Origin of the sequence: Leptolyngbya sp. FACHB-8 (assembly GCF_014695575.1) — a bacterium.
GTDB lineage: Bacteria > Cyanobacteriota > Cyanobacteriia > Elainellales > Elainellaceae > Vacuolonema.
The window spans coordinates 1-18,437 of the sequence record NZ_JACJOO010000006.1 but is presented as its reverse complement, the minus strand read 5'-3'; the positions used below and the strand labels follow the sequence as shown (position 1 = coordinate 18,437).

The 18,437-nt window shown below is 49.8% G+C and carries 12 protein-coding genes; 10 read left to right on the top strand and 2 right to left on the bottom strand.

The window, feature by feature from the left end:
* Positions 1–358 precede the first annotated feature (358 nt).
* From H6F91_RS00205 to H6F91_RS00180, 6 genes are all read left to right on the top strand, one after another.
* Positions 359–994, top strand: a complete 636-nt coding sequence (locus H6F91_RS00205) for a TetR/AcrR family transcriptional regulator C-terminal domain-containing protein (protein ID WP_190774941.1) — start codon at positions 359–361, stop codon at positions 992–994.
* A 268-nt stretch (positions 995–1,262) separates the two neighbouring features.
* Complete coding sequence (locus tag H6F91_RS00200; protein WP_242035562.1) at positions 1,263–2,618, top strand: HlyD family efflux transporter periplasmic adaptor subunit; 1,356 nt, start codon at positions 1,263–1,265, stop codon at positions 2,616–2,618.
* A 9-nt stretch (positions 2,619–2,627) separates the two neighbouring features.
* Positions 2,628–4,607: an ATP-binding cassette domain-containing protein gene (locus H6F91_RS00195; protein ID WP_190774942.1), complete on the top strand. Its 1,980-nt coding sequence runs from the start codon at positions 2,628–2,630 to the stop codon at positions 4,605–4,607.
* A gap of 120 nt (positions 4,608–4,727) precedes the next feature.
* On the top strand, positions 4,728–5,861 hold the full coding sequence (locus H6F91_RS00190) for an ABC transporter permease (RefSeq protein WP_190774943.1): 1,134 nt from the start codon (positions 4,728–4,730) through the stop codon (positions 5,859–5,861).
* On the top strand, positions 5,862–7,136 hold the full coding sequence (locus tag H6F91_RS00185; protein ID WP_199307557.1) for an ABC transporter permease: 1,275 nt from the start codon (positions 5,862–5,864) through the stop codon (positions 7,134–7,136).
* A gap of 494 nt (positions 7,137–7,630) precedes the next feature.
* Positions 7,631–9,559: a response regulator gene (locus H6F91_RS00180; protein WP_190774944.1), complete on the top strand. Its 1,929-nt coding sequence runs from the start codon at positions 7,631–7,633 to the stop codon at positions 9,557–9,559.
* Between the two features lie 153 nt (positions 9,560–9,712).
* Here the strand turns inward: H6F91_RS00180 and H6F91_RS00175 are convergent, their stop codons facing one another.
* Together H6F91_RS00175 and H6F91_RS00170 are read right to left on the bottom strand one after the other, a co-directional pair.
* Complete coding sequence (locus tag H6F91_RS00175; RefSeq protein WP_190774945.1) at positions 9,713–11,008, bottom strand: response regulator; 1,296 nt, start codon at positions 11,006–11,008, stop codon at positions 9,713–9,715.
* 11 nt (positions 11,009–11,019) lie between these two features.
* Positions 11,020–13,518, bottom strand: coding sequence for an MASE1 domain-containing protein (locus H6F91_RS00170; protein WP_206754879.1), 2,499 nt, complete (start codon positions 13,516–13,518; stop codon positions 11,020–11,022).
* Positions 13,519–14,152: 634 nt separating this feature from the next.
* On the opposite strand from H6F91_RS00170, the gene H6F91_RS00165 reads away from it, so the two are divergent.
* The 4 genes from H6F91_RS00165 (at position 14,153) to H6F91_RS00150 (ending at position 18,115) form a co-directional block, all read left to right on the top strand.
* Positions 14,153–14,974, top strand: coding sequence for a hypothetical protein (locus tag H6F91_RS00165; protein ID WP_190774946.1), 822 nt, complete (start codon positions 14,153–14,155; stop codon positions 14,972–14,974).
* Positions 14,975–15,508: 534 nt separating this feature from the next.
* Positions 15,509–15,964 carry a DUF4383 domain-containing protein gene (locus H6F91_RS00160; RefSeq protein WP_190774947.1) on the top strand — a complete coding sequence of 152 codons (456 nt, stop codon included), beginning with the start codon at positions 15,509–15,511 and terminating at the stop codon, positions 15,962–15,964.
* Between the two features lie 524 nt (positions 15,965–16,488).
* Positions 16,489–17,508 (top strand): spore photoproduct lyase family protein, encoded by a 1,020-nt coding sequence (locus H6F91_RS00155; protein ID WP_190774954.1) that lies wholly within the window; start codon positions 16,489–16,491, stop codon positions 17,506–17,508.
* 229 nt (positions 17,509–17,737) lie between these two features.
* A complete protein-coding gene (locus H6F91_RS00150) occupies positions 17,738–18,115 on the top strand; it encodes a response regulator (RefSeq protein WP_190774948.1) in 378 nt (125 codons plus the stop codon).
* Positions 18,116–18,437 lie beyond the last annotated feature (322 nt).

The following is an 18,437-nucleotide window of genomic DNA, read 5'->3' as shown; positions in this document are numbered from 1 at the left end:
CCCCATTATTTGGAAAAAAGGCGCGGCTTCGCCGCGCCTTTTTTCCAAATAATGGGGATATTGTTTCTCAGAAATCTCCTTAGGCATTCTTGTTGTGTGTGATGTCCGTTATACATCACACACAACGGTAAGGTCGACCCGCTTCTCAGTCGTGCAATTGCGCTCAGAGCAAAACAACCTACTATAGCCCTGTGCGGGTTGATTAAGTACGGTGGTGTGAGGCGCTCCGTGCCTCACACCACCGTTGCCGTCCTTAACGCACTTGCATATTGCTCTAAAGCAGAATTTGGGGGTAGTGGAATGTGGAAGAGGTGTTACTATAAACCCATCTTCATTGATTAATCAGTCAATAAACTCCATGCCATCGCGAGACGATCAGGATTTTGAGGATAAGCGCCAGCAGATTATTGATGGGGCGTTGCAGGTTTTTGCTCAAAAAGGCTTTGAGAAGGCGACCAACAAGGATATTGCGATCGCCGCTAACATCGGCTCTCCTGGCCTGATCTATCACTACTTCAAAGACAAGGCCGATCTGTTTCGACAGGTGCTTGAGCAACGGATGCCGCTGCTACAACTGCTGAGCCACAATGACGAAGACATGATGGGTAAGCCTCCCCGAGAAGTCTTGCTGGTCTTTGGCAATGCCTTTCTGCGAGCCCTGGAGAACCCGACCTCCAATGCCTTAATGCGCCTTGTACTGAGTGAGGCGATTCGGCAGCCGATTGTAGGAGAACTGTTGAATAGTATCGGCCCCAGTCGCTCTATCGGCTTCTTGACCCGCTACATTGAACGGCAAATTGCCGCAGGCACGTTTAAACCCTTGAACCCAAATGCAGCAGCTCGTTGTTTTATGGGCTCGTTGGTTGCCTATGCACTCACACGACACGTGTTTCATCAACCCGATGCTCAAGAACTTAGCCCTGACATGATGGTAGCTACAGCCGTTGAGGTATTTCTGCAAGGCATCCAATTCCCCGCTGTAGAATCTGTTTGACACAGTTGCCATCTCTAGACACAACCGCCTCAGGCAGATTCGTCAACCTGATCTGCCTGGTCTTATGTTTAATGGCAACCACCTACTGATATCATGCCGGGTTAAATACCGATGATAAAAGTGGTGCGGCGCAAAGTGCTGCACCACTTTTATCATCGGTATTTAACCTTACTTGTTATGAGTGCTATACAGCCGTAGACAAAGCGTCACTTTTTTTAATGATTGTTGATTGACTAATCAATTAAAATTCTGTTAGATAACGCAGCTATTGGTCCAACTCCTCGTTCGTATCCATGTCTGCGATCGCATCTCCATTCGAGGAACGGCACCTATGACCCAATCCTTTGATTCGTCTGATAGTTCCCCTCCAACTAATACGTTGCCACTGGAAACCCGATCGCCTGGACATAGCGAGTCCTCTGTTCCTGAGCATGCTCCACCGCCACAAAAGCCCCGGCGAGGTATCCCTAAACCTGTGAGAATATTGGGGGCGATCGCGCTCCTGGCAGGGCTGGGCTTTGGGATTTATCGTCTGTTCTTCTATGAACCTGAACCCGATGGCTTGTTTTTGAGCGGGCGAATTGAGGGATACGAAACCGATATTTCGGCAAAGACGGGGGGACAGGTTGAGGCTGTTTTGGTGCGAGAAGGGGAACGGGTAGAGACGGGGAAGTTACTGATTGAGTTGGATGAGGCCGAATTGCAGGCTCAGCTGGAGGGAGCGATCGCCCGCGTAGAAGCGGCCCAGAATCGCCTGGAGCGCGCCCAACAACAAATTCCTGTATTGCAGGCACAGGCGCAGGCAGCTCGACTTCAACAGGCGCAAGCGGGGCAGCAAAGTCAGGGGCAGGTCACAGAGGCACAAAATCAAGTCGCGGTGGCTCAGGCCGAGTTGGCAGCGGCTCAGGAGCGGTTGCAACTGGCCCAGGTGGAGCAACGGCGGTATAGCCAATTGTTTGCGGAGGGGGCAGCTTCCGCACAACGGCTGGATGAGGAGAATCAACAATTGGGGGTGGCTCAGGCCGAGGTTCGCGCCGCCCAACAGCGGGTGCAGGCCGCAACGGCGCAATTAACCCAGGCTCAGGCAGGAGAGCAAAACTCCCCCATTCGCGCAGCGGAAGTTTTGCAGATTGAACGGCAGATTGCCCAGGCCGAAACGGAAGTGGCGATCGCCCAACGCGACATTCGCAGTGCTCAGGCCGAACAGGCTCGCATTCAAGCCAATTTAGATGATCTGACCATTCGCAGCCCTGCTTCGGGCACCATCATTACCCGTCTGGCGGAACCGGGGGAAGTGGTAGCGGCAGGTGCGCCCCTTCTGACGCTGGTAGATACGGATGGCCTGTACCTGCGTGGCTTTATCCCGGAGGGGGAGATTGGTCGTGTGCAGATTGGGCAACAGGCTCACGTGTATCTCGACTCATTCCCCGATCGCCCACTGGACGCTACCGTAAGCCGCATCGACCCCGAAGCGAGTTTTACACCTGAAAACACTTATTTTAAGGACGACCGAGTAACCCAGGTATTCGGGGTGGAATTGACCATCGAGAACCCTCAGGGTTTAGCGAAGCAGGGAATGCCTGCCGACGGCCGAATTCTAATTCCAGAAAACCTGGCAGAGTGAGAGTTTCTTATGACACAGACCCTCTCAGCTTCAGCCTACCGTCGTCCACCAGAAGCGCCCATTATCTCAATTCGTGACTTGCACCATCGCTATGGCAAGCAAGGGGTGGAGGCGATCGCCACCCTCAATCTAGACATTTACCCTGGCGAAATCTTTGGGCTTATTGGCCCAGATGGGGCCGGAAAAACGACGACGTTTCAAATCCTTTCTGGAGTGATGACGCAGACGGCGGGAGAGGTAGACGTGCTGGGGGAAAATCCTCGCGATGCCCGGTTGCAAATTGGTTACTTAACGCAGCGCTTTAGTCTGTATCAGGACCTGAGTGTATGGGAGAACCTGCGGTACACAGCAGGATTACATGAGGTGAGCGATCGCGATTTAGAAACCCGTGGGAATCATTACTTATCGTTGCTGGATCTGGACCGATTTAAAGATCGCCTGGCTGGTCGGTTATCCGGTGGGATGAAGCAAAAACTCGCACTGTGTTGCACACTGGTACACCAACCGCGCATTTTATTACTGGATGAACCCACAACAGGGGTTGATCCGGTATCCCGCCGCGAATTTTGGGATATTTTAGTACAACTGGCGGCCTCGGAAGGCATGACAACGGTGGTCGCAACACCTTACCTGGATGAAGCGGAACGATGCTCACGCATTGCGCTGATGTATGCAGGCAGGATTCAACAATGCGATACGGTTGCCCAGATAAAAGCCAGTTTAGGCGTGCAACGACTGGAAGTCTATTTGCCTGTCGCACAGTTAGATCGGGCAGAAGATGTACTTCATCAGAATGCAGATGTGCAGGATACGATCGCGGATGTGCAACGGTTTGGCGATCGCCTCGATGTTCTCACCGCACAACCCCGGCAAACGGCGGAGGGGATTCGCCGTATCCTGACGCAACACGAAATTTTGGTTGAGGCCATTGAACAGGATTCACCGACCCTAGAAAACACATTTGTCTCACGTCTGCGCACGCTGAAAGGCGAAGGCTCATCGGGAGACTATCCCCGGATTTATTCAATCGAGCGATCCGTTGGAACAGCGATCGGGGCAAGAAATCTGAATCGTACGTTTGGTGATTTCCACGCCGTTAAAGACATCCAACTTGACATTCAATACGGTGAAGTGTTTGGTCTGCTCGGTGCTAATGGGGCTGGGAAAACCACCACCATTAAAATGCTCTGCGGATTACTGCCCGTCACTTCTGGAACCGTCATGTTAGCGGGAGAATCTGGTGAGTTACGAAGTCGTGCGGTGCGTCAACAGATTGGCTACATGTCCCAAAAATTCACGCTGTACGATGACTTGACTATCGACGAAAACCTGGAGTTTTACTGCGGGGTATACGGCATTCCCCAACGTCATCGCCGTGCCAAGAAAGATTGGGTATTGCGCATCAGCGATCTGACGGGACAGGCAGATCGGATGACGGCTGACCTTCCCGGTGGCTGGAAACAACGGGTCGCCTTTGGGGCCGCTGTCATACACGAACCGCGTATTGTCTTTTTAGATGAACCGACCTCCGGTGTAGACCCCCTGGCCCGTCGCCAGTTTTGGCGCTGGATTAACGAATTCGCGCGGCAAGGCATGGCCATTCTCGTCACCACCCACTATCTGGAAGAAGCAGAGCAATGTCACCGTCTGGGCTTTATGGTTGCCGGAGAACTGGTCGCTCAGGGGACACCCCGTCAGGTGAAGGCCGAGCAACCGGGACAATTGGTGGAATGGGAGTGCGAGCCGTTACAGCAGGCATCCGATGTGTTGAAACAACGGCTAGAACGCTGGCGAGTATCCATTTTTGGTTCTCGACTGCACACGGTTTTAGAACACCCAGAACGCTATATTTCTCACATTGAGGAACACCTGCGGGCAGTAGGAGTGCAGGTGCGGGGGCATCGGGCGATCGCCTTCTCCCTGGAGGATGTGTTTATTAGCGTGGTAGAGCAGGCACGGAGACGGGGGTTGGAGGTGTCGGATGAGTAGTGCCGTATTCAGCGTTGTGCTACGAGGCCGTATAGGGTCTGTTTTGGTTGTTTTTTCGGGCGCGAAGCGCCCGAAAAAACAACCAAAACAGACTCCAGCCAATAATTGGGAGGGTTGGTGATGGTAGTTCGTTCTACAGTCCGGGTTAAACGAATTGTGGCACAGGTGATTAAGGAACTGTCGCAGTTGGGGCGCGATCGCCTGACGCTGGTTTTGGCGTTGGGGTTACCTTTAGCGTTGCTGCTGCTGTTTGGCTTTTCTACGTCGTTGGATGTGAATGCCCTCAACATTGCCATTCAAGATTTGGATAATACGCGCTTTAGCCGAGAATATATTGCTACGTTTGAGCGTACTCAAAAGTTTCAAATTGTTGCTCAGGGGCCAGTTGTCAATCTTCCAGCATTGCTCAACCGGGGCAGCATTGCTGCCGGGCTCGTCATCCCACCCGATTTCTCGCGTGACCTGCAACGGCGGGGTCGTGAGGCTGACGTGCAGATTCTCATTGATGGCACCGATGCCAATACGGCAAATACCTCTCGGGGCTATGTGCAGGCGACGACGAACGCATTTGTGCAGTCCCTCAATCCCAACCAATCCGCTCCCGCTGTGGAGGTGCAGACGCGGCTCTGGTTTAACCCAGGGTTAAATACATTGCAATACATTGGGCCAGGGGCGATCGCCATTACGGTTACCCTATTTCCTGCACTTCTGGCAGGTCTGGCTATGGCCCGAGAACAGGAGCAGGGCACCATTTTGCAGGTCTATGCCTCCAGCCTGACGGGGATGGAATATCTGTTGGGAAAAGCCCTGGCCTTCTGGCTGGTTGGCATGGCAGAGGTGTTGCTCGTCAACGTGGAAGCCTGGGTGACCATGGGCCTCTGGTTTGCCGGAGACCCCACTCCTGTGATTTTGGGTTCCATGCTCTATATCGCTTGTGGAGTATTTTGGGGGATTTTTTTGGGAGCAGGAATTTCCAAACAAAGTGCTGTAATTCAGGCCGTCTCTTTTACAGTGTTTCTGCTATCACTACAGTTCTCTGGCTACATCTACCCAGTATCGAATATTCCAGTGGCGTTGCGGTGGTTATCCAATGTTGTTCCGGCACGGCACTACATTATCTTGACTCGCGACGCCTTTACGCGAGGCGTCGGGTGGCTGAGTGTATGGGGAGCCGTGATGGCTCTTCTGCTACTGACAAGTCTGACATTTCTATTGGCCTGGCGACGAGTTCGTAATATGCAGGTGGGGTCTTAAATGGCTATGCGCGATCGCCTCAATACTTTTTTAGAAAGCCGCTTCTGGACGCTCTTCCGTAAAGAAGTCAATCAAATTCGCCACAATCGGCAACTGCTGATTCAACTCCTGGTACCCCCAACCGTATTCCTGATTCTGTTCGGGTTGGCCTTGAATCCCACCTTTGAGAACTTGCGGGTGGGCATCACCGACTATAGCCAGAGCCGTGCTTCCCGTGAGCTGATCGAGGTGTTCGGCCAAACCGATGCGTTTGTCATCGATCACTACTACGCCCGTCAAGCCGACATGTTGGAGGATTTGGCAAGGGGAAACCTCACGGTTGCTGTCACCATCCCGCCCGACTTTGAACGGAATTTGAGCCAGGGGCGCACAGCTGAAGTGCAGGCAATTTTCGATGCGGTTGATGCAAACACGGCAAATGTGGCGTCAGGATACTTGAATCAGTTGATGAATGCTTACAACCGCGATCGCTTGCAACTAGCCACCCAACAACGAGGGAGTGGTGCCACTCTATCTATGCAGCCCGATAACTCAACAGGTGCCAGTGATTCATCGGACGCAAGTAATACGACATCAGGTACGCAGCAAACAATTGGATCAATTTCAAATTCCAGGGTTCCATCCTCTCAGCGGCGAGTAACAGTACATACCACCGTATTCTACAACCCTGGCTTACAAGCCTCCTGGTTTATCGTACCCGGAACCATCGGCATTCTCATGACTGTGTTGGGCTCTCAGGCCGCTGCCTCCCGCGTCGTCAGTGAAAAGGAAGCAGGCACCATCGAACAGTTGATGATGACGCCTGCATCTAACACCGAAATCATCATGGCGAAAATTGCACCGTTGCTCGTGCTATTAACGTGTGATGCAATGATTGCCGTTTTGATTGGTCGCATTATTTTTGGCATGCCATTCCGAGGTAGTTTTTTCCTCTTCATTGCCATCTCGGTGTTGTATTTCTTCGTTGGCATTAGTATCGGCATTATGATTGCTACTTATGCCAAAAGTGAACAACAGGCTCAACTCACAACCTTTTTTATCAATCCTCCCCTCGTATTACTCTCCGGCGCTAATACACCGATCGCTGCCATGCCCACTTTCTTTCAATGGCTGACCTATCTCGACCCCATGCGCTATTACATCGAAGTATGTCGAGGCATCCTTTTGAAAGGTGTAGGATTGGGAGCACTATGGTCGCAGGTGTTGATATTGTGTGTGTTTGCGATCGCCCTTACAGGCTTAAGCGTCCGTCAATTTCGTCGCCAACTTAGCTAATGGGATAGACGTCCTAAAGCTAGCGGTTGTAAAGGTGTGGGTGTGGTGAAAGGGACACAAAGTGTTTCTTTCACCACACCCATAGGATTGAAGCAGAAGCTACCTCCTGGATGCACAAGTTTTAATTAACTAGTACGCTGAGGCAGAAATCCATCACCTATGTTTTATGTGGGGTGCTTCGCACCCCACATAAAACATAGGTTGCGAACTTAGGCCGCAGCCTACTAGTAAACGACAGAAATCAACCTATGTTTGAAGGTGGAGAAGATTTCGTACACGAAAAAACAACTTTTAGAACAGGCCCTAGAATCTTGGCTACAATTCTTAAAGTCTTGCTGAGGGAATCCAGGAAGTTTATTTTAGAAGACAGTTGGCAAGCTCAGGAGAAAACTGATGCCTTGCATATACGTATCTGAGAAACCAACGCTTTTAAGAGAAAATTAAACGATGTTGAATAGGGAAGCTTTAAAGAAATCTATAGAGCGGCAGGTAAAATGAAAATTTTATTAGTAGAAGATGATGAACCAACGGCTAACTTGTTGGTAAAAACATTAGTCAGCCATGGGTACACTGTCGATCTAGCTTCCGACGGCTTGGCGGCAATGGAACTCGCCACTTCCTTTAGCTATGACTTAATTCTCCTGGACGTCTGTATTCCTAGGCTAGATGGCATTCGCTTCTGCCGCCAAATTCGTTCGAAGGGCTACGAAAAGCCTATCTTATTGCTGACTGCCAAAGATTCAACGACTGACCTGGTAGCTGGCCTGGATGCGGGTGCTGATGATTATGTGACAAAACCTTATAAGACTGCGGAACTCCTTGCCCGCATTCGGGCTCTGCTACGCCGTCGTGATACTGGCATTGCCCCTACCTTACTGGAGTGGGGACACCTGAGACTGAACCCAGTTTCCGCTGAAGTGCTGTATAAGGAACATGCCATAACTCTTACCACTAAAGAGTTTAACCTACTTGAGTTATTCCTCAATAACCCTCAGCGGGTCTTCAACCGAAGCGCAATTATCGATCGCCTCTGGTCGCTGACAGCTTCTCCCGGCGAGGCTACCGTAACGAACCTGATCAAAAACTTGCGACAGAAGTTGAAGTCAGCCGGAATGGTTGAGGATTTGCTGGAAACCATTTACGGCATGGGATATCGCCTCAAGAACCCTCCTCAAAGTGCCACAACCAATAACCCAACTAGCCTCTTAGAAGATGCCAAGGGCAATGAGGAGCAAGAGCTTTCTGGCCACGCTTCCCAGAACTTAGACATAAAAATGGCAGCGGTCAATCGTGTATTGGACGATTTGCGGGGGAAAGTTCTCGCACGAGTGGCCCCCCTGGAACAGCTAGAGCAGTTGTTGCAGCAGGGGCAGGCAAATGCCCAATTGCTACAGAAAATGGCTGAGGAGGCTCACAAACTCGTGGGTAGCCTGGGGATGCTTGGCTACCCACGAGGTTCAGAAATAGCCCGCAACATTGAACACTCACTTCAGGGACAGACAACCCTCGATCCCCAGGATTATCACCAGCTGGCGCAGCGGATGCATGAGTTGAAGCAGGCACTTACTCAACCAGTGGCTGCCGCTGAACGAGTTACCCCATCCGCTCCTGTGCCTGAGGTGGCCCTATCCCAGGTGTTACTCATGGGTGGAGATATGGCCTTGCTGCAAGAACTGCAACAGAATGCGATCGCCTGGGGGCTCCACTTCACCCTAGCCGATGAAGCAGTCATGGCCCAACCCCATCTTTCCCTCAGCCAGAACCCACCCGATTTAATTCTGATCAATTTGGCTACCCATCTTGATCAGCAGTTTTTGTCAAACCTGACCACCCAGTTTCCATCCATTCCCCTGTTAGTGCTGACCGAGCAGAATGATCTCGATAGCCGGGTCATGTTATCGCGGTTAGGAATTCAGCGCTATTTGCATAAACCAACAGTATCTGTGGCCCAAATTTTTGAGGCGATCGCCCAGAGCCTCATCCGCTCTACGGCTGACGCTGGGCAGGTGCTGATCGTTGATGATGACCCTGTTGTGCTAGTCGGGTTGCAGAAGATCCTCCAACCCTGGGGGCTGAAGGTGACAACCTTGCAAGACCCTGCGCAATTTTGGGAGCAATTAATGGCGACCCAGCCCGATCTGCTACTGCTTGACCTGGAAATGCCCACGTTTAGCGGGATAGATCTGTGCCATGTGGTGCGGCAAGACCCACAGTGGGGAGATTTGCCTATTCTCGTCGTGACGGCCCATACAGATACAGAGTCACTGCAACAGGTATTTGCAGCGGGTGCAGACGACTTTATCCGTAAGCCCGTTTTTGAACCCGAGTTGATCACCCGAGTGATGAGCCGGATCAACCGCTCCCGGTTGCAGTTGCCTACTTCAAAATTCCGCTCCAAATTACAGCGCTTTTCAAGCGCTTAAAATCTGGTTGTTTTTGTGAGAGCCGCGCGGAGCGCGGCTCTCACAAAAACAACCGTGGCTACTCAAGCGCAAAACGCTGTAATCAACCCGAGTTCGAGCTAAGGGCATTTTCGAGTGCCACACGATGTACATACAAGAGTCAGGCTCGTTCAGCTACGATGGCTGGCGGATAGGAATTTGAATGACAAACTCAGTGCCTTGTCCTGGTTCCGAAATGCAGTCCAGCTTGCCCTGATGCTTTTCAGTAATAATTTGATAGCTAATTGACATTCCCATACCTGTACCTTTGCCAACAGGTTTTGTAGTAAAGAAGGGGTCAAAAATACGGGGCTGAATGTCAGGGGGAATTCCTGGACCGTTATCAGCGATCGCGATCTGCACCCACTGACGTCCCAAGGTAGAAGTTCGAATCGTCAGCTGACCCTGATTGACTCGGTTTTCCTGGTAAGTTCGCTTCATGCTTACTTCTTCCAATGCATCCAGCGCGTTCACCAGAATATTCATAAATACCTGATTTAGCGATCCGGCATGGCATTCCACCAGGGGTAACTCACCGTAGTCTCGAATCACTTGCACTTCAGGGCATTCCGATCTTCCCTTCAGTCGGTGTTGCAGAATCAGCAGCGTACTATTGATGCCTTCATGAATATCTACAGCTTTACAGTCGGCCTCATCTAGCCGAGAAAAATTGCGGAGCGATCGCACAATCTCACAGATGCGATGCGTTCCAATTTTCATGGACGTGATCGTCTTCGGTAAATCCGCTTGAATAAACTCTAACTCCAGGGCATCGGCGGCTTCTTGCAGTTCGGGAGCCGTGTTAGCACTGTGCTTTTGATATAGCTGTATAAATGACAATAGGTCATTCGCATAGTCCTCTACATGGTTCAGATTGCCATGAATAAAATTAACCGGGTTATTAATTTCATGAGCTACACCTGCGACTAATTGCCCCAATACGGCCATCTTTTCCGACTGCACCAGTTGCACCTGAGATTGTTGCACCTGACTTAGAGCTGCTTTCAGTTGAGCGGTGCGTTGTTCAACCTGGTGTTCCAAGGTTTGATGCAAATGGCGAAGCTTGAGGTGAGTCGTGACTCGGGCAATCAGTTCTGCTTCCTGGAAGGGTTTGGTGACGTAATCCACCGCCCCTAGATTAAAGCCTTTCACCTTGTCGGTTGGATCAGACAGGGCAGTCATAAAAATGACTGGGATATCACAGGTCGCTGCGGCTGTTTTCAGTCGGCAACAGGTTTCAAAGCCATCAATACCCGGCATCATGACATCCAGCAAAATTAAATCTGGCTGACTGATGGTGGCCTGTCGGATGGCGCGTTCTCCGTCAGTAGCGATCGCCACCTCAAACCCAGCATCGCCCAGAGCCTCGGCCACTACTTCTAGATTGGCTGGCGTGTCATCAACCACCAAAATCAACTGAGTCTCTTTCATGACCAACCTCTTTAAGCACCAGTGATTTCATCAAGGAGTTGCTGAATGAACGCTTCTAACTTTGCCACCTGAAATCCTTTGCTCAGCTCTAGTAAATGCTGCACCAAGGGAGCATAGTGCGGATTTTGTTGCTGTAGGGCTGTAGCAACCTCGCTCAATTTCCTTAAGCGCCCCTGCTGGGCCAATTGGAGTAATTGCGTCAGCTCTTGGGACGAGGGGAGTATAAAGGAATTAGATGAAATCGGTTGGCTATGGGACTTGAGGGGTGGGACCGATACAGGTTCGCGGTTTGTTGCGCTAGGTTGATAAATCCAGGTCAGATTCAAATACGTGCTCAGCATTTTGAATAACTCGTCGACCTGAACGGGTTTAATAAGAAAATCATTACCCCCGGCATCCAAACTTTGCTGTTGATCCATGCTGGACACAGAGGCTGAGGAGACGATAACAGGTATGGCTTTGAGAGTTTTCGATTGTCGGATGTGGGCGAGGAATTGATAGCCGTCCATCACGGGCATTAATAGATCAGTAATGATGAGATGCGGTTGCATCTGCATGGCCTTGTTTAACCCATCCTGCCCGTCTTCGGCCTCTATCAGGTTGAACCCTAACGGTTCGAGTAGGTTGACAATGACGGAGCGGTTTTCCCATTTGTCGTCGATCACCAGCAACGTGCGTCGCTTGCCTTCGTAGCCGACCAAGTGTTCTCCGGTGTCCGTTGTCGAGGTTGGCCCCCACTCGTTCACAGTGGGCAACTCGACTTCAAAGAAGAAAGTGCTACCAACCCCAGTTTCGCTTCGCACCTCAATGTGGCTATCCATCAGGTGAGCAATGGTTTGGCTGATGGCCAATCCCAACCCTGTACCTTCGGAGTTGCGTTTGGGGTTGCTCACTTGTTCAAAGGGCTGAAAGATTTTTTCCATCGCCTCGGGGGGCATGCCGATGCCCGTGTCGGCAACTTCAAAGCGAAGGCGAATGGCTGAAGGTTTTTTGTCTGCCAGCATGCTCATGGCTTGAGCCGGCAGACGCTCAACCTTAAAGATGACTTTACCGCGATCGGTAAATTTGACAGCGTTGCCTAACAGATTAATCAGCACCTGCCGTAGCCGTTTTTCATCGACGTTGATGCCTTCCGGTAGATTGGCATCTGGGAGATAGATAAAGTGAATGCCTTTTTGCTCAGCACGAATACCAATAATTTCAGCAATTCCCTGCAGGAGAGCGGGGAGGTGAACGGTGTGAGGATCAAGCTCTAACCGCTGAGCTTCAATTTTGGAAATATCTAAGACGTCATTAATCAAGGTCAATAAGTGAGAACCGCACTGATAAATGATGTCGATACCTTTTCGTTCTTTGTCGCCCCAGCTTTGAGAGCGATTGAGGATTTGTGCGTAACCGAGAATTCCGTTAAGGGGAGTGCGCAACTCGTGGCTCATGTTGGCCAGAAATTCGCTCTTGGCTCGGCTGGCGACCTCTGCGGCTTCTTTCGATTGCTTCAACGCCGCTGTACGTTCCTCAACCTTCGACTCCAATTCCTCGTTAACCCGTTCTAACCGAGCTTTAGCCTGTTCCCGCTCAATGATGACAGCCGAGAGGATGAGTGTGGTGACGGTAATGGTGCCAAGAAAGGTTTGCAACAGCAGCAAGGATTCGTTAAGGGTACTGCGATTAAAAGAACTGGTGCCTCGAATGGTACCAGCGATCGCCAATGCGGAGACCAGGATAATGGCGATCGCTGTAATCCGTTGTTCTGAGCGAAAAGCAGCCCATAAAAGGAGCGGAATCAGCAAGTATTCCACCGGATAGCCAAAGCCAAAGGCCACAGCACCCACCGCTAGCAGTGCAATTGTCCATAGGGCTACTTCCAGGGAAAAGCGGGGCGATCGCCTAGAAGCCTGGATTGTTTCTGACGTCGGTAAAGCGATCAGGGCATTCGGGGACTGGTTGACCCATGGCTCGATCCAGAGCAACAGAAGGGGAGCAATCACCAGCACTCCAATGGCATCGCCTAACCAGAATGTGAGCCAGCTAATAATATAGTTTTTCCCATCAATGAAGCCGCACAGATACATCGTTGTAGCCCCAAAAGTTGGGCTTACCGTGCAACTCAACAATTCAAGACCTGTAAATTTGGCAACTCGAGGGGTATTAGAAAAGAGGTGTTGCTGACCAATAAAGCGCTTAATCAGAAATGTGCCGCAGGCTGCCTGTAGAACGGAACCCGTGGCAATGCCGACCCCAGAGGCGATCGCCATTGATAAAACCCCTGTGTTTGCCCACAACGGCCATGTTGCTGCTATCAGGGCAGCCACCCAAATTCCCCACCAGACGCGATAACCCAGGAGCAACATGGCTGCGAGGGCAATGCCTGAAGGGGGGTAGACAGGGGTTATGAATCCAGGTGGAATAGCAAGAGATTGTCCAAATTTAGCTGTGATGTAATAGATCAGAGCGATGGATAGGATCAGCAAAGTCTTTTGAGAATGCTGGAAAAAGGCTGGCGGATTCATAGCCATCATCAGATCTGAAGGTTAATTGTTGAGACACTCACTTTCAGATTCTAAGGTTCCCAAATTGAGAGTCAGGTTATCTGTTAGCGACGAGAAATATTTTCACTCTAGATGATACCTTCTTCAGAGAGAATTATAAAGAGTGGTAGTTTTCCGTCTCCTGCTCCTGGCTAATTTTTATGCAAATATCGGTTCGATAAAAAGTTCTACAATCAACACCTTTACAAAAAAGTCTGCATTAAGATGACAGGATTTATACCAAATTAGTATGAGCTCCGTGATATAGCTCACACAGAACTGCTCAACCCGATGTTATGCAACACTCGCTTCAGTACTTTTCTGATATTTGTGCCCCTATATTCACTTTGAATAAATAGAATTACAAGTATTAGAAAAACTGTCGGAGTGTTCGTATAAGTAAAGGGGACTTAATGTTTTGCGATTGGCCGTTGAGCCGCTATGCATTTTGTAGATTGCATGGTCTAAACCGCTCTTAATTGTAAGAAGAAAAACTTGCTTTCTTCCTAAAGGAGCGCTATTAAACAGACATTCAAACCCATAGGTGGATAACTCACCGGACTTTTGTTTCTAACATGATCAAGGTATAGAGTTTTATACCATCTTGTCAGAAACTATGGCTGAATATAACCCTAGACACAATCAAACTGAACCATCACGAGGTTCAGTTCCCACTCGAAAGGTCACTCCTGAAGAGGTAATTTATCGAGATGGCTATGTCCGTGGTCGTGCTGTTCAAGCCCAAGAACAACAACCCGTGCAAGTCATCGAGCGACAACGGGCGTTAAACCGGCAAGAGAGACAATTAAGAACCGAAGCTGACAATTATATTGCTAGTGGTCTAGTTTTGGGTCTGTTCACTGCCTTACTGGCGGGTTTGGTTGGCGGGATCATGTATTTCATGACACGACAAGCCCAAAATGATGCAGTAGTTGAGACCCAAAGCCAGAATGTTGTGCCTGTACAGCAGGACCGAGCGGTTCCCCAGGTTCAGACCCAGGCTCAAGTAAGCCCAAATGCTAATATTCCAGATGTGAATATTGTCGTTCCCACACCGCAATCGCCGCCGCCTAACAACATCGACACCTCAAATACTCGGCTCGACGACACTACCCCAAATAACACCGGAACTACGAATGGCGGTACCACAAGTGGCACTACCACAAACGGTACGACCACCAATGGAACCACAACAAACGGGGTTACTACGAACGGTACGACCACCAATGGTACTACGAACGGTACGACCACTAATGGAACCACGACAAACGGGGTTACCACTAACGGCACCAGTACCAACGGTACGACCACTAATGGAACCACAACAAACGGCACCACCAACGGCACTAGCACCAACGGTACGACCACTAATGGAACCACGACGAACGGCACTAGCACCAATAGTGGTTCCAGCGGAAATGCTGGCTCTCAACAATAAATCCTGAAGCAAGTCTTCATAGGGCTCTACCATAATAAGTCAGGTTGGTTTCAACAGAATTTAACCGTCTTCCGGGTGCTACTTGGTGATGTTGCTAAATCAAATTTGGGAATGGGATTCTACCCACATTCGATGATGGTAGCGTCCCATTCCTAAAAGCATTGATATTGCATCTACAAAATCCAGGTAGGTGGACGTCCGTTAAACATAAAACTCCAAATGCTGTGCCGTCCGCTGAGCGGGCGGCACAGGTTTGTCTCACGTCTTCAGATTGAAAACCCAGTTTTGGGATTACGGCGGCAAAGCCCGTCGCAATCCTAAAACTGAGATGTAGCCGCATGGTACAGCATTTGGAGTTTTGTGCTTAAGGCATGGAAAATCACCGGATTTCATCCTGCTGCGTAGCGATGCTAGCCCAAGGGTAGAGCGATCGCTTGTTTCCTTAGCAAGACGCATCCTACTCGTAAAGAAACTAGTTTTAAGTCAGGTCTCCAAACGTAAAACGGACTAATCATTATCTTGTAAGGAGCTAATATGAACGCAGGACGAATTTTTGCAATGGTCACTGGGATCTTTTTCCTGAGTGCTGGCTTAATGGGATTCCTTCCTGGCTTTGTCGCGCCATCCGACATCGTACCTGAGGTGGCGACCCGGATCGGAGCTGACGCAGGGTACGGTTACCTGTTGGGAATCTTCCCCATCAATGGATTGCATAACGTTGTGCACTTGTTGGTTGGTATCGCCGGTATTGGTTCGGCGATCGCACTGGATAGCTCCCGCAGCTATGCTCGTGGTCTGGCCGTTCTTTACGGACTACTGGCTATCCTGGGTCTGATCCCCTATGCCAACACAACGTTTGGCTTGATTCCCATCTTTGGGCATGATGTATGGCTGCATGGTGTAACGGCAGCGCTCGCAACATACTTTGGCTTCTTCGCGTCTCCCGGCCTGCTGGAGATTTCCTCCCGCGAGCCTTCCACAGATCTCTAAGATGCATTTTGCGGGTGCTATGCACCCGCAAAATTAACCTTTTCGCATAACCTTTGAAATACAGATACAGTATTTCAAAGGTCTCTTTTTCTTGAGACCAGTCTCTGGTTAACAGCACTCACGAGGCTCCGTCTAATCAAGGAGATAGAGCCTTTAAACATGACACTTAGACAAAACTTGCGCGTCAGCAAGCCTCTCTCCTTAACTGCTACCTTCCTCGCACGAATTCCTGATGGAACCCTAAGAGAACGTTCGCAAATTGAATTTTGCATTCACTACAGCACGCAAAGTTCATTCTCACATAGGTGTTCCATGCTTTAAGGGGAAGTTCATCAACGTTAGGTCATCAGCCCCTCAAACATTTTTACCAGCTTATTCAACGCTTGCCAACTCAATCAGGTTGGCCTGGTTAATCTTGACCTGTCATTGCTCCCTGCCACTTCATTCTTATGGTTTCTCCCGACGTAAAGGCTGCACCCAACCTTCCTATTGATACGCCAGCGACAGCTCAAGCCCGGCTATGGATGCCAGAGCAAGTTTTGTTTACCCCTGCGGCTTTGGATGAGTCCTGGGGACAGCAAATTTTGCAGCGGGTGCAAGCCCTTAATTTGCCAATTGAATATCTGAAACAGAATCGGTTGACTGGGATTAAAGGTGAAAATGAGCGGGAAACCTACAGCACTGCCAAGCGCACTATGGCAGTGGTTGTCGCACCTCCCAGCCAGTTCAAACTGACCCCCATTCCCCCATCAGCTGACTGGCAGTTTCACCTGGCCCAGGGATGCCCGGCTCACTGCCAATACTGTTATTTAGCAGGAAGCTTGCAAGGCCCACCAGTCATTCGAGTCTACGCTAATCTGCCTGATATTTTGGATAATTTACCCGCGTATGAGCAAGCACCTCTAACAACCTACGAGGTGAGTTGTTATACTGACCCGTTGAGTCTTGAACATTTAACGGGTAGTTTATCAGAATGTATTCGCTTCTTTGGACAGCGATCGGTAGCCCGATTGCGGTGGGTCACAAAGTTTAGTAACGTTGCGCCCCTATTGGATCTTCCTCACCAGGGGCATACTCGTTGCCGGTTTAGCATTAATGCCCATTCCGTTTCCCGGCAGCTGGAGGGCGGTACGTCAACTGTAACTCAACGGCTTGAGGCGATTCGTCGTTTGGCTCTCCCCCGAGAAGTAGGGGGGGGAGGCTATCCTGTGGGTCTTGTCATTGCACCCATTATGCCTATTGAGAATTGGCGTGAGGAATATAGCCAGCTTTTGCAGGCCGCTGAGGATGCCCTGGATTTCGAGTGCGATCTGACATTTGAACTGATTTCACATCGCTTTACTCCAGGCTCAAAGGATGTTCTCCAATCGTGGTATCCCAATAGCAAATTAGATTTGGATGAAACATCTCGGGATGTAAAACGCAATAAATTTGGGGGAACGAAGTACGTTTATACGAAAGACGTCATGCAGGAGCTTCGAACGTTCTTCGAAACAGAAATTGCAAGGCGTTTCCCCACAGCACACATCCTGTACTGGACTTAACGTATCAACTTCTAAGTCAGTGGTTCTGAACTTCCTGATTATGTTTGTCTTGCACACAATCAAAGACTAATTGTTAAACAGAGTGCTTTATTTGCATCGACTTGTGCGTCAATAAAGCACTCTCTTCAGTTGTAAGGTTGATGTTTAGATTAGCCTATTCAAAATCATCCCGCAGTCCAAATCTGGTACTCTCAGCGCTATAAGATAATGGTGGCGCAGGAGAGGGAGCATGACTAAGCGAATTCTTATAATTGATGACGAGGATGATATTCGAGAGGTTGTACAAATTTGCCTGAGTGAGTTAGGCGGATGGGAGACGATTACTGCTGCATCCGGGTCCGAAGGTCTAAAGCGAGCTAATACTGAAAGGATAGATGCAATTTTACTCGATGTTTCAATGCCTGAAATGGACGGCTTCCGTTTTTTCGAGTTGCTTCAAGAAAACTCTCACATTAAGCCAATTCCGGTAATACTGTTAACGGCTAAAATCTTGCCGGATGACCAAGTAAAGTTTGCTGAGATGGAAGTTGCTGGCGTTATCACCAAACCTTTCAATCCTGCTCAAATTTGCCAACAGATTGCAGAAATTCTCAGTTGGGAATTTTGATCAGCCAGGGTTTATTTTACAAATTATTTTGTGGGTACGAAGCGTACAAATAAACCTTATTTTGTTGCCACCCAAAGTGCTGTGTCACCTGCCAAGCGGGCAGCACAGCATCCTAGTACGCTGAGGTGGAAATCCATCACCTATGTTTTTGTGTAGGGTGCGAAGCACCCTACACAAAAACATAGTTTGCGAACTTAGGCCGCAGCCTACTAGTACTCGGCGGCATAAATAAGCCTATGGTTTAGAACGCCAGTAACTTACCCTTGAATGTCCATTGAAAGGGCTTTGCCATCGTTTGGTTGAAGTAGTCAATAAAGGAAAG

What these genes read in the sequence shown, in the direction of transcription:
- H6F91_RS00205 (WP_190774941.1), top strand. Translation starts at nt 359, where the DNA reads ATGCCATCGCGAGACGATCAGGATTTTGAGGATAAGCGCCAGCAGATT.
- H6F91_RS00195 (WP_190774942.1), top strand. Translation starts at nt 2,628, where the DNA reads ATGACACAGACCCTCTCAGCTTCAGCCTACCGTCGTCCACCAGAAGCG.
- H6F91_RS00190 (WP_190774943.1), top strand. Translation starts at nt 4,728, where the DNA reads ATGGTAGTTCGTTCTACAGTCCGGGTTAAACGAATTGTGGCACAGGTG.
- H6F91_RS00185 (WP_199307557.1), top strand. Translation starts at nt 5,862, where the DNA reads ATGGCTATGCGCGATCGCCTCAATACTTTTTTAGAAAGCCGCTTCTGG.
- H6F91_RS00180 (WP_190774944.1), top strand. Translation starts at nt 7,631, where the DNA reads ATGAAAATTTTATTAGTAGAAGATGATGAACCAACGGCTAACTTGTTG.
- H6F91_RS00175 (WP_190774945.1), bottom strand. Translation starts at nt 11,008, where the DNA reads ATGAAAGAGACTCAGTTGATTTTGGTGGTTGATGACACGCCAGCCAAT.
- H6F91_RS00170 (WP_206754879.1), bottom strand. Translation starts at nt 13,518, where the DNA reads ATGAATCCGCCAGCCTTTTTCCAGCATTCTCAAAAGACTTTGCTGATC.
- H6F91_RS00165 (WP_190774946.1), top strand. Translation starts at nt 14,153, where the DNA reads ATGGCTGAATATAACCCTAGACACAATCAAACTGAACCATCACGAGGT.
- H6F91_RS00160 (WP_190774947.1), top strand. Translation starts at nt 15,509, where the DNA reads ATGAACGCAGGACGAATTTTTGCAATGGTCACTGGGATCTTTTTCCTG.
- H6F91_RS00155 (WP_190774954.1), top strand. Translation starts at nt 16,489, where the DNA reads ATGCCAGAGCAAGTTTTGTTTACCCCTGCGGCTTTGGATGAGTCCTGG.
- H6F91_RS00150 (WP_190774948.1), top strand. Translation starts at nt 17,738, where the DNA reads ATGACTAAGCGAATTCTTATAATTGATGACGAGGATGATATTCGAGAG.